General features: G+C 38.0%; 15 protein-coding genes. 2 read left to right on the forward strand and 13 right to left on the reverse strand.

Translation table 11 applies throughout. The features are described 5' to 3' along the window. Positions 1–442: 442 nt before the first annotated feature. The 13 genes from FLJC2902T_RS12740 to FLJC2902T_RS12800 all read right to left on the reverse strand — a co-directional run bounded on the left by FLJC2902T_RS12740 (position 443) and on the right by FLJC2902T_RS12800 (position 12,594). Positions 443–2,125, reverse strand: a complete 1,683-nt coding sequence (locus FLJC2902T_RS12740) for a sodium:solute symporter (RefSeq protein ID WP_023580215.1) — start codon at positions 2,123–2,125, stop codon at positions 443–445. A gap of 264 nt (positions 2,126–2,389) precedes the next feature. Next, positions 2,390–4,879 (reverse strand): PIG-L family deacetylase, encoded by a 2,490-nt coding sequence (locus FLJC2902T_RS12745; protein ID WP_023580216.1) that lies wholly within the window; start codon positions 4,877–4,879, stop codon positions 2,390–2,392. A 126-nt stretch (positions 4,880–5,005) separates the two neighbouring features. After that, positions 5,006–5,674: a hypothetical protein gene (locus FLJC2902T_RS12750; RefSeq protein WP_023580217.1), complete on the reverse strand. Its 669-nt coding sequence runs from the start codon at positions 5,672–5,674 to the stop codon at positions 5,006–5,008. A 152-nt stretch (positions 5,675–5,826) separates the two neighbouring features. Then, entirely contained in the window at positions 5,827–6,354 is a 528-nt protein-coding gene (locus FLJC2902T_RS12755) for a mechanosensitive ion channel family protein (protein WP_023580218.1), read from the reverse strand. Between the two features lie 13 nt (positions 6,355–6,367). After that, complete coding sequence (locus FLJC2902T_RS12760; RefSeq protein ID WP_035678650.1) at positions 6,368–6,952, reverse strand: Maf-like protein; 585 nt, start codon at positions 6,950–6,952, stop codon at positions 6,368–6,370. After that, positions 6,945–7,868 carry a geranylgeranylglycerol-phosphate geranylgeranyltransferase gene (locus tag FLJC2902T_RS12765; protein WP_081712566.1) on the reverse strand — a complete coding sequence of 308 codons (924 nt, stop codon included), beginning with the start codon at positions 7,866–7,868 and terminating at the stop codon, positions 6,945–6,947. Before FLJC2902T_RS12765 ends, FLJC2902T_RS12760 begins: the two co-directional genes overlap by 8 nt. Positions 7,869–7,907: 39 nt before the next feature. Continuing rightward, positions 7,908–8,435, reverse strand: a complete 528-nt coding sequence (locus FLJC2902T_RS12770) for a KdsC family phosphatase (RefSeq protein WP_035678653.1) — start codon at positions 8,433–8,435, stop codon at positions 7,908–7,910. Continuing rightward, positions 8,428–9,183 (reverse strand): Rossmann-like and DUF2520 domain-containing protein, encoded by a 756-nt coding sequence (locus FLJC2902T_RS12775; protein WP_023580222.1) that lies wholly within the window; start codon positions 9,181–9,183, stop codon positions 8,428–8,430. Before FLJC2902T_RS12775 ends, FLJC2902T_RS12770 begins: the two co-directional genes overlap by 8 nt. Positions 9,184–9,190: 7 nt before the next feature. After that, the gene (locus FLJC2902T_RS12780; RefSeq protein WP_023580223.1) at positions 9,191–9,670 is read right to left on the reverse strand and encodes a hypothetical protein; all 480 of its coding nucleotides are present in this window, start codon (positions 9,668–9,670) and stop codon (positions 9,191–9,193) included. A gap of 7 nt (positions 9,671–9,677) precedes the next feature. After that, entirely contained in the window at positions 9,678–10,430 is a 753-nt protein-coding gene (gene tpiA, locus FLJC2902T_RS12785; protein WP_035678656.1) for a triose-phosphate isomerase, read from the reverse strand. Next, the gene (locus FLJC2902T_RS12790) at positions 10,430–10,927 is read right to left on the reverse strand and encodes a TlpA family protein disulfide reductase (RefSeq protein ID WP_023580225.1); all 498 of its coding nucleotides are present in this window, start codon (positions 10,925–10,927) and stop codon (positions 10,430–10,432) included. The genes tpiA and FLJC2902T_RS12790 overlap by 1 nt, the downstream gene beginning before the upstream one ends. A 2-nt stretch (positions 10,928–10,929) precedes the next feature. Further along, on the reverse strand, positions 10,930–12,036 hold the full coding sequence (locus tag FLJC2902T_RS12795) for a MauE/DoxX family redox-associated membrane protein (protein ID WP_023580226.1): 1,107 nt from the start codon (positions 12,034–12,036) through the stop codon (positions 10,930–10,932). Between the two features lie 12 nt (positions 12,037–12,048). Then, positions 12,049–12,594 carry a DUF1599 domain-containing protein gene (locus FLJC2902T_RS12800; protein WP_023580227.1) on the reverse strand — a complete coding sequence of 182 codons (546 nt, stop codon included), beginning with the start codon at positions 12,592–12,594 and terminating at the stop codon, positions 12,049–12,051. Between the two features lie 118 nt (positions 12,595–12,712). Here FLJC2902T_RS12800 and folP point away from each other — a divergent pair, with 118 nt between their 5' ends. Both folP and FLJC2902T_RS12810 read left to right on the forward strand, forming a co-directional pair. Then, the gene (folP, locus tag FLJC2902T_RS12805) at positions 12,713–13,540 is read left to right on the forward strand and encodes a dihydropteroate synthase (RefSeq protein ID WP_035678659.1); all 828 of its coding nucleotides are present in this window, start codon (positions 12,713–12,715) and stop codon (positions 13,538–13,540) included. An 8-nt stretch (positions 13,541–13,548) separates the two neighbouring features. Continuing rightward, positions 13,549–14,169, forward strand: coding sequence for a hypothetical protein (locus FLJC2902T_RS12810; RefSeq protein ID WP_023580229.1), 621 nt, complete (start codon positions 13,549–13,551; stop codon positions 14,167–14,169). The last annotated feature ends 6 nt before the right edge of the window (positions 14,170–14,175 follow it).

The raw sequence follows: 14,175 nt of genomic DNA on the forward strand, positions 1-14,175 counted from the left end.
GCAAAAGAGTTTTGTCAGTATCGAAGAATTTTGCCAGTATACAGGTTTAAAATACGAACATATAGAATCATATATTATCGGCTAAAGCTTCAAGTTAGACCATTATCCCAAGCGGCCTAGTAGTTGTAAAAAGCTCTAAATTTGGTTGTCCATTCACTACGCCGGTAATATTACTGAAGGCGATTACCGGCCATTGACATCTAAAATTGATTGCTTGATTTGAGGCACGCAGCTAAAATCACTTTGATAGTGTACTGGTTTATTCAGCCCATAATTAAGTGGGGGCCCGCCGTCTTTATGCATTCTCATTCATAAAGTAAGATCGCAAATACTTCGTGCGTTAGGCTCACCAAAAAGGTGTGTTTTATAGTTGAGTTAATTAGAGGAAGAGAACATTAATACATTTCTGCAATATAAAAGATACCTATTCGTATAAAATTTTTTATTCTTTAGTTTTAATTACCATCTGAAGCAGTATCCCCAAAATAATGGTCAGGATCGCTCCGATGAAATTCAGCCAAAGGAAACTCACCACATCCAGATAATAGATGTAAAATATGGTTAGCTGTGTAATTACGGCACTCCAGAAAACGGCACTGGCTTTCACAAATTTCACATAAAACGCGACCAGAAAAATCCCTAATACAGTTCCGTAGAAAATAGAACCAATAATGTTTACCAATTGTATAAGGTTTTCGAAAAGGGTGCCAATACATGCAAAAAGTATGGCGATAATCCCCCAAATCAAAGTGAAGAATTTTGTGGCGTTTACAAAATGTTTTTCGGATTTATCGGCTTTCAGATTTCGTTTATAAATGTCTATTGTCGTGGTTGACGCTAATGCAGACAATCCGGATGAAGACGAGGACATCGCTGCTGAAAGGATAACGGCCAGCAATAAGCCAATCAGTCCCTTCGGCAGGAAATTCAAAATGAAATACAAGAAAACATAATCCTTATCGTTGGTTTCTGTTTTGCTGTCCACTTCACTGATGATTTCTTTTGCCTGTTCGCGTAAATCCTTTTCCTTTCCGGAAAGAGAAATCATCTTTTGTTGTAAAATAGGATTGTCAAAATCCTGATTTAACTGTCCCACATACAACATGCTGATTTCCTTCTTCTCTTCCTGAACGGCATCAAGTTCTTTTTCCAGTTTTTCATATTCCGGTTTAAAGGAAGAGTTTTTAACCAGATCATTATTGGTCGGATTAAAATGTAATGGAGAAGAATGGAATTGAAAGAACACGAACACCATTATACCGGTTAACAGAATAAAGAATTGCATCGGTACTTTTAAAAGGCCGTTCATAATTAATCCGAGTTGGCTTTCGCGGACAGATTTTCCGGTCAGATATCGACCAACCTGAGACTGATCGGTACCGAAATAGGAGAGCGCTAAAAAGAATCCGCCCGTAATTCCGCTCCAGAACGTATATCGTGTTTCCGGATTAAAGGAAAAATCGAGGATTTCCATTTTATCATTGGCACCAGCAATTCCGAGGGCGTTACTGAAACTCAGTTCCTCAGGTAAATAGCTTAAAATCAGAAAAAAAGTAATGAACATTCCCGTCATGATGACAATCATCTGTTGTTTTTGGGTTACGTTAACTGCTTTTGTTCCACCCGAAAAAGTATAGATGATAACCATAATTCCGATGACGACATTCATCAGGGTAAGGTGCCATCCCAATAAAGCCGAGAGAATGATTGAAGGAGCGTAAATGGTTAAACCGGTACCAAGTCCGCGTTGCACCAGGAATAGGATAGAAGCAAGGGAACGCGTTTTTACGTCAAAGCGCTGTTCAAGGAATTCATAAGCCGTAAAAACCTTAAGTCTGTGATAAATCGGGATAAATGTGATGCAGATAACCACCATGGCAATCGGTAATCCGAAATAAAACTGAACAAATCCCATTCCGTCATGATAGGCCTGTCCCGGTGTTGAAAGAAACGTAATGGCACTTGCCTGCGTCGCCATAACAGACAAACCGACCATCCACCACGGAGTTTCGTTATTTCCCAGAATATATTCCTCAACATTTTTACTGCCTTTAGTCTTCCAGGTTCCGTAAATAACTATGAATAAAAGGGTAACCGATAATACGATCCAGTCGATTAGTTGCATGGGCTAGCTATACATTTGCATTAAAAAATAGAATAATAAAATATAGAATGCATTGAGTAACAACACAATCGTATAGCTTCTTTTCCATTTAAATTCCTGTTCTTCTTTCATTTTTTTAGTTTCTGAGTTTCTAAGTTTCTGAGTAGCTAAGTTTTAAAACTCTACGTGAAAATCTTGTCTCGTGGTTCTTGTCTCTATTCTCTTTTTTCTATCCTCTATTCTCTTTTTTCTATTCTCTTTTCTCTTTTCTCTTGACTATCTTCCTCACTCTCCAATCGCAATCATATTAGCAATTAAGCGGAAGGCGCCCGGAACCCCTTCAGGCAATTCTCTGAAGAAACTCAATCCGGTATAAATATAATGACCGTTTCCGTATTTCGCTACTAATAATCCACCTTCTTTCGGAGTCTCGTTTTTATCGTGTGCAGAAAGTATCGGAGTGAATTCTTTTCCCCATTTGCTTGGGTAGTAAAGTCCCTGTTCCTGAATCCAGCATTCAAAATCCTTTTCGGTAATTTTATTCGGGAAGTTTAAAACAGTATGTTTCGGGTTTAAGAACGTTACTTTTGCGGTTTCTTCGGTAACCCTGTCTTGTGATAATTTCAGTTCGAAAGGCGCAATATCATTGGTGACTAATTTTCCTGCTGTGTTGTATTGAACGATCATGGTTCCGCCGTTTTTCACATAATCCAACAGAATGCTTTGTTTGAATTTTAAGGCATCGACGGTATTGTAGGCCCTGATTCCGACAAGAATGGCATCAAAACTCTGAATAGTTTCGGTCGTTATTTTATCCGGTGAAAGTAAGGTTACATTATAATCCATCTGACGTAAACTTTCAGGGACTTCATCTCCAGCTCCCATGATGTAACCAATGTTAGTGCCTCTTGTTTCGATTTCAATTTTATTGAATTTGGCTTCGGAAGGTATTAAAACCTGCTGTAGTGGAATATGGGCATAATCAATGGTAACCAGTTTTTTATCAAAACGCACACTGTCAACAATGGCAATGCTTTTTGCAATGGCCTCGGTAGGATAGGTTGGCGGTGTTACTTCGAAAGTAACTGTTTTTTCTCCGCCTTTTTGCGGAATATCGAATGCGATTTTTTTAGGCCATACTTTCCAATCAGCAGGTAAATCAAAGATAACATCGCCTTTACAATTGTCTTTACCGGCTCTTATTTTTACAGAAATAACGTGTTTTCTGTTGTTCGGAAACAATTCCACCTTGTTTAAAATTTCAGTGGTAACATCCGGCAGTACCGCGAAAGGCTGATACATTTCTCCTTTTACCGGATCATTGAATTTGTATACCACGTTTTTATAAATATCGAAAGAAACATCACAAATTTTGATTTTCCAGTGTACTTTCAGCGGATCGGTTTCGGGTTTGCCGATTTTATTCGGATCGGTTACAGAGAATAATCCCAAAGTTCCTTTTTCGTTCAGCCAATAAGGGGATGAAAACGGAAGGTTTTCAGGGATTTTAATTTGTTTTTCCGATTTGAACGGAATGTTGTACTCCAGTTTTTTATCATCGGTTACAGTCGTATTTAAGAAAGCTGACGACAGTATTTCCACAGGTTCATTGCTTCGGTTTACGGCTTCCAGTTTTAAAACGATTTCACCGTTAGGATTTGTGTTTTGAATTGAAGCGACACCTTCCAGATATAATCCGCAGGTTGCAATAATAATGTTTTCAAGTTCCTGCTTTTTGACTGTTTTCCAGTGTTCATCTTCCAGTTGACAGATTAATTTGTAAGCCTCAATTAATTTTGTCAAATGAATTTCCGGATTTTTGAAGTTGTAATTTTTCTGGATTTCCGACAGTATTTTACCGATAGATTCTCCTCCCTTAACTCTTGTCCAGGTAGTGTTAATCCCTTCAAAAATGTTGTTTTTGTCTTTTGGGAAATCGCCTTTTAGGAATTCAAGATATTCCAATTCATTGCCTCTGGTTCCGGTAGTTCCGAATCCCTGACATTGGTGCTGGCTTCGGCTCAAAGCAGCAATTTCACCGTTACTTTTTCCTTTCAACGGATAAAACACACCAGTGTTAATGGTAAGCAGATTGGTTTTGTCTGCTTTTTTAAAATTTTCCTCGCTACCATAAAACCACCATGAGGTATTGAAAAACAATCGCTTAGGCTTCCAAACCGTAGTGGTTGTTAATTGTTCCGGATAAACAGTAACATCATTGGCTTTCTCGAAGGCTTCATAACTTAACATTGCCGATGCTGTGTGGTGTCCGTGTGTGGTGCCCGGGGTTTTGTGGCTGAATCGGTTAATGATTACATCCGGTTTGAATCGTCTGATGGTGAGGATGACATCGCTTAGGATGGCTTCCTTGTTCCATATTTCAAAAGTTTCCAAAGGTTCTTTTGAGTATCCGAAATCATTTGCGCGTGAAAAAAACTGTTCACCGCCGTCGATTCTTCTTGCGGCTAAAAGTTCCTGAGTACGTAAAACACCCAGCAGTTCTTTAAGTTCGGTTCCGATAAGATTTTGTCCACCATCGCCACGGGTAAGAGATAAATATCCTGTACGAGCCTTGGTTTCATTGGAAAAATAGGAGATGAGTCTGGTGTTTTCGTCATCAGGATGAGCTGCAATGTAAAGAACAGACCCCAGAAAATTCAGTTTTTCAATCTGATTGTAGATGTCGGCTGAAGTTGGTTTTTGCGGATGCTGAGCAAATACGGGTTGCAAAAAAAGCAGCAGTAATATATGTGAAAGTAAGCGGGGCTTCTTCATACTGTAGTGTTATTCTTGTGTTTCAAATATAGTGAAATAGACGAACAGACGGTTATATTTAACAAAAAGAAAGAAGCAAAAACATAACTGTCTTTGCTTCTTGGGATAATTTATGAAAATTAAAATTTAACCTCTTTGACCATGACCTCTTCCTCCGCCATTTCCGTTTCCACGACCGTTTCCATTTCCGTTCCCGTCGTTTCCGCGACCACGACCGTGTCCGTTATCATTTTTTGTATAGCCTGAACCGGAATTTTTATATTCGGTTCGGTAATCGTTATGTTTTCGTTCTCCTCGATTGTCGTTCGTATTTCTGTGATAATCGTTTCTGTGATAATCATTTCTGTAGTATTCTTTTCTGTCGTCATCATTTCTTTCGTGACGATAGCCTTCTCTCGGACCATTGTAAACTACTTGCGGACGTGCGCCAATCGTTCTTTGATACGGACCTCTGTAACCGTGATGGTATTTTACTTTGTGATGTTTGTAATACACATAAGGGTTTGGACCGTAATCGTGTAAGCAAACTTTGTAAGCTCCGTATAAATCATAATGTCTGTATCGGTACGGTAAGTAAGCCGCTCTTATCCATCCGCCACCATCAAAATAGATGAACATTGCCGATGGGACATCGTAATAAACCTCAATGTCCGGAATATAATAATAACGGGTTTCAGCATATCCGACAGGTCCCCAAACAGGAGGGGTGTTGATATTTACATTCACGGAAACCTGAGCTTGTGTACTTAATGTCATTAATAAGAAACCTGCGAATAAAAATTTAAGAGCTTTCATAATTTTATATTTTAATTTAACCAATATTCGTTTGATGTTTGAATATTTCCAACTTCCGTGCCAAAATTGAAGTCGATATAAAATTATGATGTGTTAAATTTTTGAAATTCATCTTTTAGTGTTGAATTTCAGTGTTTTATAGCCTTAGTTTGTTAGTCCGTGAATTCACGGTCATCACTGTATTGTTTGACGATAGTGATACCTTTCTGTATAAGAAGATTGTTGGGATAAGTAATGTGTTCACCGCTTTTGGTTTTTAAAAGTGCATGAAAGGCTGTAATATCTATAATTTCGCCTTCAACCGGGAAATCTTTGTCGTGAATTAAAATAATGTCCCCAATTTTAAAAGGAAAATTAAAGAATAAAATAATTCCTGCCGTGATGTTACTCAAAATCGACCATTGGGCAAAAATGGCCACACCTATTATCGCGGAAACGGAAGAAGCAAAAACGATAATTTGAGTGGTTCGGATTCCCCAAATAGCAAACAACACAATCGCCGTAACAATATTGACAAGTATATTGATGTATTTAATGACCAGATTGGTTCGGTGTTCAATCCTTTCGGAAACCATGGCAAACCGGCGAACAATTTTAGCCACAACAATACGCACCAATACAAACAGTATCAGTGTTATAAGTGTGGCGACAATTTCAATATAAAATTTATTGTCCGGCATTTTATTTGCTTAACTATACAAATGTAAGCAAATGTTGATAAACTTTATCTACCGGCAACCCAACTACGTTTGCATAAGAACCATTAATTTCGGCTATCGCTACAAGTCCGATCCATTCCTGAATTCCGTAAGAGCCGGCTTTGTCAAAGGGTTTGTAATTGTCTAAGTAATAAAGGATTGCTTCGTCTGAAAGAGTATTGAAAGTTACTTTGGTTACTTCGTGAAACGTGTCCTTTTTCATCTTTGTTTTAATGCAGACCGATGTAATGACCTCATGGGTTTTACCGGATAACGATTGCAGCATTTTAAACGCATCATCATAATCTTTTGGTTTTCCCAATGCCTTGTTTTCGTGCCAAACGATCGTGTCGCTTGTGATCAGAATATCGTTGTCCGAAAGATCTTCAAGAAAAACATCGGCTTTCAATTCAGCTAAATAATCTGTGATTTCACCGGCTTTTAAGTCGTCCGGATAAATTTCTTCCACTTCTTTTAATCGGATTTCGAAATCCAGATCCAAATCCCTGAAGAACTGCTGACGTCTGGGCGAACCGGAAGCCAGAATAATATTGAAAATTTTTAGTTTGTCTCTAAGCATTTCCCTTCATATTTAAGGTTATGACCACTATGGAAAGGATTCCGAACAACATAACCAGTTTTAAAATCAGACTCAAATGATTGAATTCCTTCTTTGATTTTGCACTCCATATTTTGATTAGGAAGTAGAGTAGTGGTGCCAATACAAAAAGTAAGGCATAGTACATTACCCATTGTATTTCTGATAAATTAGTGTTTACGTAAAATATCAATAAAGCAATCGGTATGAAAGTTAAAGCGAAAACCACTTTTGATGTTCTTTCTTTTCCAATAATAATGGGAAGCGTACTCATTCCCGAGTTATAATCACCATCCATATCTTCGATGTCCTTTACGATTTCGCGAATGAAATTGATGATAAAAGCAAACAAAGCATAATCCAGAAGTATACTGAAAATAAGACCCATTTGCTCACGGTTTCCATCATAAGTTGCAGGATATAAATCGAATATTCCCACGATAACAATGCTGAACGCCACTAACAAAGAAACGATAATGTTTCCGACAAGTAGGTTTTGTTTCAAATTGGTAGCATATATATATAATGTTGCCGCCACAACGATGAATACAGCTGCAAAACTGGGTTTTTCAATGATATTCGACAAATAAAATCCAATTCCCACTCCGATGATGTTAAGTGCTGCATAGATATTATAAGCCATTCCTTCCGATATGTGTTTACCGACAATAACGTCTTTAGGTTTTGAAAACGCGTCGGTTTCCTGATCCATAATATTGTTAATGACATACCCACCGGCAGCAATGGATACAGTCGCAATTACTAATAATATAAATTGCCAATTGGCTAATGCCAAGATCAAATCCGTCTGATTTTTAAAGAACAGGAAGTGAAAAACAAGCTGCATTAAAGCCAGCATTAACAGGTTTTGAAAGCGGATTAGTTTTAAGAAATTCATGGTTTTGTATTCAGTATTCAATTATTGATTTTAAGGTAGTTAGTCGAATTTCGCATCAAAGTGCTCCATCCATTTGCCCTGAACTTTCATAACCTGTTCAATCACATCCCGAACAGCGCCTTTTCCTCCGTTGCGGTGGGAAATGTAATTGGAGATGTTTTTAATTTCGGGAACGGCATCTTGCGGACAGGTAGGTAATCCAACCAATTGCATCACATGATAATCCGGAATATCGTCGCCCATGTATAAAACCTGCTCGGGTTTGATGTTGTATACATCGGTGAATTCTTTGAAAGTTTCGACTTTATCAGGCACTCCCAAATGAATATCGGTGATGCCAAGATTTCTTAGTCGAATACGAACGCCTTCGTTACTTCCGCCTGAAATAATGCAAACCGTGTAACCGTTTTCAACAGCTGCTTTCATCGCATAGCCGTCACGGATATTCATTTCGCGAAGCATTTCTCCTGTTGGGGTTATGTGTACTGTTCCGTCGGTAAGAACGCCATCAACGTCAAAAATAAACGTGGTGACATCGTTCATGATTTCTTTATAACTTTTAGCCATTGTGTTTTTGTATGGACTGCGTAAGCAGTTGGTAAATTGTTTTTTTATTCTCGTCCTCTAAGAAAGACAAATGTTTTTCGATGGTTTTTTGATCGTTGCGTTTTGCCGGACCGGTTTGGGCTTCTAACGGGGAAAGGGTTTTGATTTTATCGGCAGTTTCCTGAATTAATGGAAGCAGAATTTCAAACGGAACTTGGTTTTCATCACAGATTTCTTTTCCCAACTGATAAAGATGATTCACGAAATTACAGGAGAAAACCGCGGCAACATGTAAACTTTGTCTTTGTTCAGAACTGATTTTAAAGACCTTATCCGAAATGGCTTTTCCCAGAGTTTCCAAAATACTGTAATCCCATTCATTTTCGGTTTCAAGACAAATCGGAACCGCTTTAAAATCGATTGCTTTTGATTTGGAAAAGGTTTGTAACGGATAAAAAACGCCTTTTCGGTTTTTAGCATTTAATGCATCCAATCCAACGCTTCCCGAAGTATGAACCACTAATTGGTTTTCAAACGGAAGTTGGTCGGAAACTTCTGAAATAGCGTCATCCGTAACCGAAATTATGGTAATATCTGCCAGTTTTAAATCGGAATAATTTGTCGTAATCTTATCGGAAGAAACCAAATGGGTTATGCTTTCCGGTTTACGTGAAAAAACCTGCTGCAATGCGACATTTTCAGTCTGTTGAAAAACCGAAATCAGATGTAGCGCCACATTCCCTGAACCGATGATGTTTACTGTAATCATGATGAATTTATGAAACTTTCAATTTAGCCCAAGTGTATTCAATGTTGTTTATTTTCTTTAAAAAGAAATACAACAGTAAAATTTCAAAACGAAAGTTTAGTGAAAATCCTTCATGATTATCAAAGAAAGGGTAAACGATCATCACTAGCACACAAATTACAAGTCCGATATAACTGTCGATTTTTGCCAAATCGGTCGCTGAGTCTTTTTCCATCCATAAACTAAATGCGGTAAATCCTTTGAACAGAAATAAAGATGATATCAAAATTCCCATTAATGATAAAGGGTAATTCGTTTCAAGACCATAAAGGGATAAGTCAAAAGTATTTCCCGTTAATCCGACGATTATCGAAATAGGCGCCAAAACACCAAAAAGCATAAATACCCATGTGAAAAATTTTATCCAACCTGGAAGTAATTGCCTTCTGCGCTTTGTAGTATTTATGAACTCATTCTCGTTGAGTAAACCTTCCGTTTCTTTTTCCATGAATATTTTAAACTGCTTCTACAATCGCTACAAAATCTTCAGCTTTTAATGCCGCTCCGCCAATCAATCCGCCGTCTACGTCGGGTTTGGAGAAAATTTCTTTTGCATTGTCCGGTTTTACGCTTCCTCCATAAAGAATGGAAACATTTTCGGCGATGTCGCTTCCGTATTTATGTCGGATAGTTTCACGAATAAAATGGTGCATTTCCTGAGCCTGTTCCGGTGAAGCGGTTTCTCCCGTTCCGATAGCCCATACAGGTTCGTAGGCCAAAACGATGTTCATCCAGGCATTGGCTTCCAGATGAAACAATCCGTCACGCAACTGGTTGTCAACAACGTTGAAATGTTGCTTGTTCTGACGGTCTTTCAATTCTTCTCCGATACAGAAAATCACACGCATTTCGTGTTTTAAAGCAGTATCCACTTTATTGGCTAAAAGTGCGTCACTTTCCTTAAAATAAGCACGTCTTTCGGAGTGACCTAAAATTACATTGTGTACACCAACAGATGTAAGCATGTCCGCGGAAATTTCTCCGGTGAACGCACCACCTTCTGCCTGATGCATGTTTTGCGCCGCCACACTGATATTGGTATGTTCAAGAATATGAACGGCTTGCGATAAATTTACGTAAGGTGGAGCAACAAGTACTTCCACTTCTTTCCCGGATGGAAGCTGGTTTAAGATATCGGTTAATAACTGCGTGGTTTCTGCAGCATTTTTATTCATTTTCCAGTTACCTGCAACTATATTATGTCTCATTAGTTTAGTGTATTTAATGTCTCAATCAATTTTATATCATCGGCTTCAATTGCTTTAAACAGCGCAATCTTACCTTTTTTGTCAATGACCATGTAACGCGGAATCCAGTCAAGATTTATGGCTTTTCCGAAAACACCTTTCATGCCGTCGGTCGCCATATAATGTTCGCCGGTTATTTCATATTTTTGGATCCCTTTTTGCCAGGCTTCTGAAGTTTTATCCATTGAAATAAATAAAAAGGTGGTAGTCGGAAACTGACTTTGCAATGCCTTTACTTTCGGCATTCCTTTGATACAATCGGAACACCAGGAAGCCCACACATCAATAACTACGGTTTTTCCTTTGTATTTTTTTAGGATGTTCTTAAACGCAATATTGCTTCCGTTTAAAGCTACCATTTCATTTTTTAAGGCTTCTTTCTTAAAAGCGGTCTGATTTTCCTGTGCGCAAGATGTAAGCACAAACGAGAAAAACAGTAGGGTTAAAAATTTGTTCATCGTTATTTTTTTAATTCCGAATACGGTTTGTTGATTATCGTTTGATATTCGGATGCATTAAATTTATTATCGGTTGTTCCCCAGTAAAATTTATAATCGTTCCCATTCCACAGGTATTTTACGCCCGGAGTGTCTTTTCCTGAACCGAGTACGCCCCAGAACGGAATAACATCGATCATTACATAAGGATACTGTGCGCCTGCAAATTTGAAGAAATCCGGAATTTTTTCAGGCTCTTCATTCATGAAAATAATCTTGATTTCAGGGAAATTAGGGTCTTTCCTTTTCATTTCAGTAAGTTCTTTGGCAGCCTCCATGCAATGATCACAACCCGGAACAAAGAAACACAGTGTTTTTCTTCCTTTGTCAATATCCGAAAAATACTTCGCATAACCTGATTTTCGTTTTGCAGGCTCATTAAGAGCTACTTTTTCCACAACTTTTTCGGTTTCTTTTTTAGTCGTATTGTCCTTAATTGTATCGGTTTTGGCGGTAGTTGTCGGCAAGTTGTTTTCTTCTGTCGGAGCCGATGTGGTGTCAAAACTCGTTTCCAATGCTCCGATTGTGGTTTCAGGAGCAATTACGTCATCGGAAGTCGTACTTTTAATCGGTGCCACCAAAAAGATTCCGGCAATTGAAAGGATCGTAATTAACGCTACAACCCAAAATTTCGAATTGTCAATATCCTTTTCTGTTATTTTGTAAAGCCATCCCAATAATAAAACGGCAATTATGTTTTTAATGATCGCTTCAATTGGTGTCATCGGGATCAATTCACCAAAACAACCGCAATTTCCTGTGTTTCCGCCGCTAAGAAAAGTTTCATATGACAAATGTCCGATGAAAACCACCAAAAGCAAAATGGTAGCCGGAATAATGATTTTTTTCAGATAATTGTTCTGTAGAATTAGGATTCCCAATGCCAATTCGATTCCAATCAGAATTCGCGAAAACCAAGGCGCTATCGTTTCCGAAAAACCGAGCGGATATAACTGTTTTACTTCAAAGGTTGAAATGGCAAAATAGGGTGAAGGGTACATTTTTGCTATCGCCGAAATGATAAACAAGAATGCTATTGTAATTCGTATGGCTGGTGAAACGTATTTCATATCGTTAAGAAATTAATTTTTCGAAAATCCCATTAAAATAAGAGCAAACACAGCATAATTGATCATGTCCTGATAATTAGCATCGATGCCTTCAGAAACCAATGTTTTTCCTTTATTGTCTTCAATTTGTTTTACGCGAAGGAGTTTCTGCAGAATCAGATCGGTCAGCGAACTCACACGCATATCACGCCAGGCTTCACCATAATCATGATTTTTAGCTTCCATTAAATCCTTGGTCGTTTGTACTTTTTCGTCGTATAATCTCACTGCGGTTTCCCAATCCAAATCGGGCTGATCCACAACACCCAACTCCAGCTGAATCAACGCCATAATGGAATAATTGATGATACCGATGAATTCTCCGGTTTCATCTTCGTCTATTTTACGCACCTCATTTTCCTGCAAACTTCGGATGCGTTGGGCTTTTATGAAAATCTGATCGGTCAGCGACGGAAGACGTAAAATGCGCCATGCACTACCGTAATCTTTCATTTTTTTGGCATATAAATCGCGACAAATGGCAATTACCTTATCATATTCCTGTGAAGTCGTACTCATTTATAATTATCTTTGTTTGTAGAATTTTCAAATGTAAAGAAATTAAGGCGAAGTACAAAGTCGATTAACAAGGCTTAATTTTTTTGAAATTTGTATCACTAACTTGTCACTTATAATTATGAACATCAATTGCAAAGGACGACTCATCGATTTATCCCAGCCAAAAGTTATGGGAATTCTGAATATCACACCTGATTCATTTTTTGACGGTGGGAGATACACATCGGATGAAGATTTTCTGAATCAAACGGAGAAAATGCTTAAAGAAGGGGCGACTTTTATCGATATTGGAGCCTATTCTTCAAGACCCAATGCGGTTTTCGTTTCGGAATTGGAAGAATTATCACGCTTACTTCCTGTAGTGGAATTAATCACGGAAAAATTTCCGGAAGCCATTTTATCCATCGACACCTTCAGAGCCAATGTTGCTGAACAGGCCATAGAAAAAGGAGCTGCCATGATAAATGATATTTCAGCCGGATTATTGGATGAAAAAATGCTGGAAGTGATTGCCAATGCGAATGTTCCTTATATTATGATGCACATGCGCGGAACACCTCAAACGATGACCACGCTTACGGATTACGATGATATCGTAAAAGACATGATCAAATATTTTTCGGAACGGATTTCCGCAGCGAGAAGTTTCGGAATTAACGATCTTATTATCGATCCCGGATTTGGTTTTGCAAAGACGCTGGAACAGAATTATGAAGTGCTTCAGAAACTGGAATTGTTTCAGATGCTTGAAGTTCCTCTTTTGTCGGCTGTTTCCAGAAAATCAATGATTTATAAAGTATTGGAAACCAATGCGGATGAAGCGCTTAACGGAACTACAGTTTTAAATACGGTTTCTCTTTTAAAAGGAGCGAAAATCCTTCGCGTACACGATGTTAAAGAAGCGGTTGAATGCGTTCGTTTGTATACCCAAATCCAAAGTCAGTAATAGAAATTATGAAGAAAATAAGCTGTTTTTTTATAGCGTTGTTAATGTTTTCCTGTGGTGAAAAAAAGGAAATTCTTTTGCCAAAATCGGATGTTACGATAGTTAAAGAAGTTTCGGATCTTTCAAAAGTCGATTTTTTCTTTTCCGTTGTAAATAACGATACTTTGGCAGATGTTAAGAAAAATGCCGTGATTACCACAACCAACTGGGTTTTTAATATCGACAAACGGATTCCGCTGAAAATTGTCATACCGGAAGTCAAAAAACTTCAGGAAAAAAAACGCAAGCGAAAAAGTAATGAAGATGCTCCAAAAGATAATTTTTACTCTTATGCCGACAGTATCGGGAAGAATTTAGCGTTTATTCCGTTTACGAAGGTTGTCTATCAACTGGAAAAACCGAAAACCGGAACAATTGTATTTTTTAAGAAGGACAATCAAGTATTCGTTAATGATGTCCCGGTTAAGAAAGAGGATTTGAATCAATATTTAAACAATAGTAATCAGTCTTTGGAAGAAATTAAATTTTGTTTCGATAAAAACAGTAGTTTCGGTACCTATATTCAGAATAAATTATTCATCAGAACTATTGAGGTTAAGATGACGGGATTTTCCGAATTTATTTATTGAAAAACT

It is taken from the genome of Flavobacterium limnosediminis JC2902 (genome assembly GCF_000498535.1).
GTDB classification, from domain to species: Bacteria; Bacteroidota; Bacteroidia; order Flavobacteriales; family Flavobacteriaceae; genus Flavobacterium; species Flavobacterium limnosediminis.

What these genes read in the sequence shown, in the direction of transcription:
- FLJC2902T_RS12745 (WP_023580216.1), bottom strand. Translation starts at nt 4,879, where the DNA reads ATGAAGAAGCCCCGCTTACTTTCACATATATTACTGCTGCTTTTTTTG.
- FLJC2902T_RS12750 (WP_023580217.1), bottom strand. Translation starts at nt 5,674, where the DNA reads ATGAAAGCTCTTAAATTTTTATTCGCAGGTTTCTTATTAATGACATTA.
- FLJC2902T_RS12770 (WP_035678653.1), bottom strand. Translation starts at nt 8,435, where the DNA reads ATGGCTAAAAGTTATAAAGAAATCATGAACGATGTCACCACGTTTATT.
- FLJC2902T_RS12810 (WP_023580229.1), top strand. Translation starts at nt 13,549, where the DNA reads ATGAAGAAAATAAGCTGTTTTTTTATAGCGTTGTTAATGTTTTCCTGT.
- FLJC2902T_RS12800 (WP_023580227.1), bottom strand. Translation starts at nt 12,594, where the DNA reads ATGAGTACGACTTCACAGGAATATGATAAGGTAATTGCCATTTGTCGC.
- FLJC2902T_RS12755 (WP_023580218.1), bottom strand. Translation starts at nt 6,354, where the DNA reads ATGCCGGACAATAAATTTTATATTGAAATTGTCGCCACACTTATAACA.
- FLJC2902T_RS12795 (WP_023580226.1), bottom strand. Translation starts at nt 12,036, where the DNA reads ATGAAATACGTTTCACCAGCCATACGAATTACAATAGCATTCTTGTTT.
- folP (WP_035678659.1), top strand. Translation starts at nt 12,713, where the DNA reads ATGAACATCAATTGCAAAGGACGACTCATCGATTTATCCCAGCCAAAA.
- FLJC2902T_RS12790 (WP_023580225.1), bottom strand. Translation starts at nt 10,927, where the DNA reads ATGAACAAATTTTTAACCCTACTGTTTTTCTCGTTTGTGCTTACATCT.
- FLJC2902T_RS12740 (WP_023580215.1), bottom strand. Translation starts at nt 2,125, where the DNA reads ATGCAACTAATCGACTGGATCGTATTATCGGTTACCCTTTTATTCATA.
- FLJC2902T_RS12760 (WP_035678650.1), bottom strand. Translation starts at nt 6,952, where the DNA reads ATGCTTAGAGACAAACTAAAAATTTTCAATATTATTCTGGCTTCCGGT.
- tpiA (WP_035678656.1), bottom strand. Translation starts at nt 10,430, where the DNA reads ATGAGACATAATATAGTTGCAGGTAACTGGAAAATGAATAAAAATGCT.
- FLJC2902T_RS12775 (WP_023580222.1), bottom strand. Translation starts at nt 9,183, where the DNA reads ATGATTACAGTAAACATCATCGGTTCAGGGAATGTGGCGCTACATCTG.
- FLJC2902T_RS12765 (WP_081712566.1), bottom strand. Translation starts at nt 7,868, where the DNA reads ATGAATTTCTTAAAACTAATCCGCTTTCAAAACCTGTTAATGCTGGCT.
- FLJC2902T_RS12780 (WP_023580223.1), bottom strand. Translation starts at nt 9,670, where the DNA reads ATGGAAAAAGAAACGGAAGGTTTACTCAACGAGAATGAGTTCATAAAT.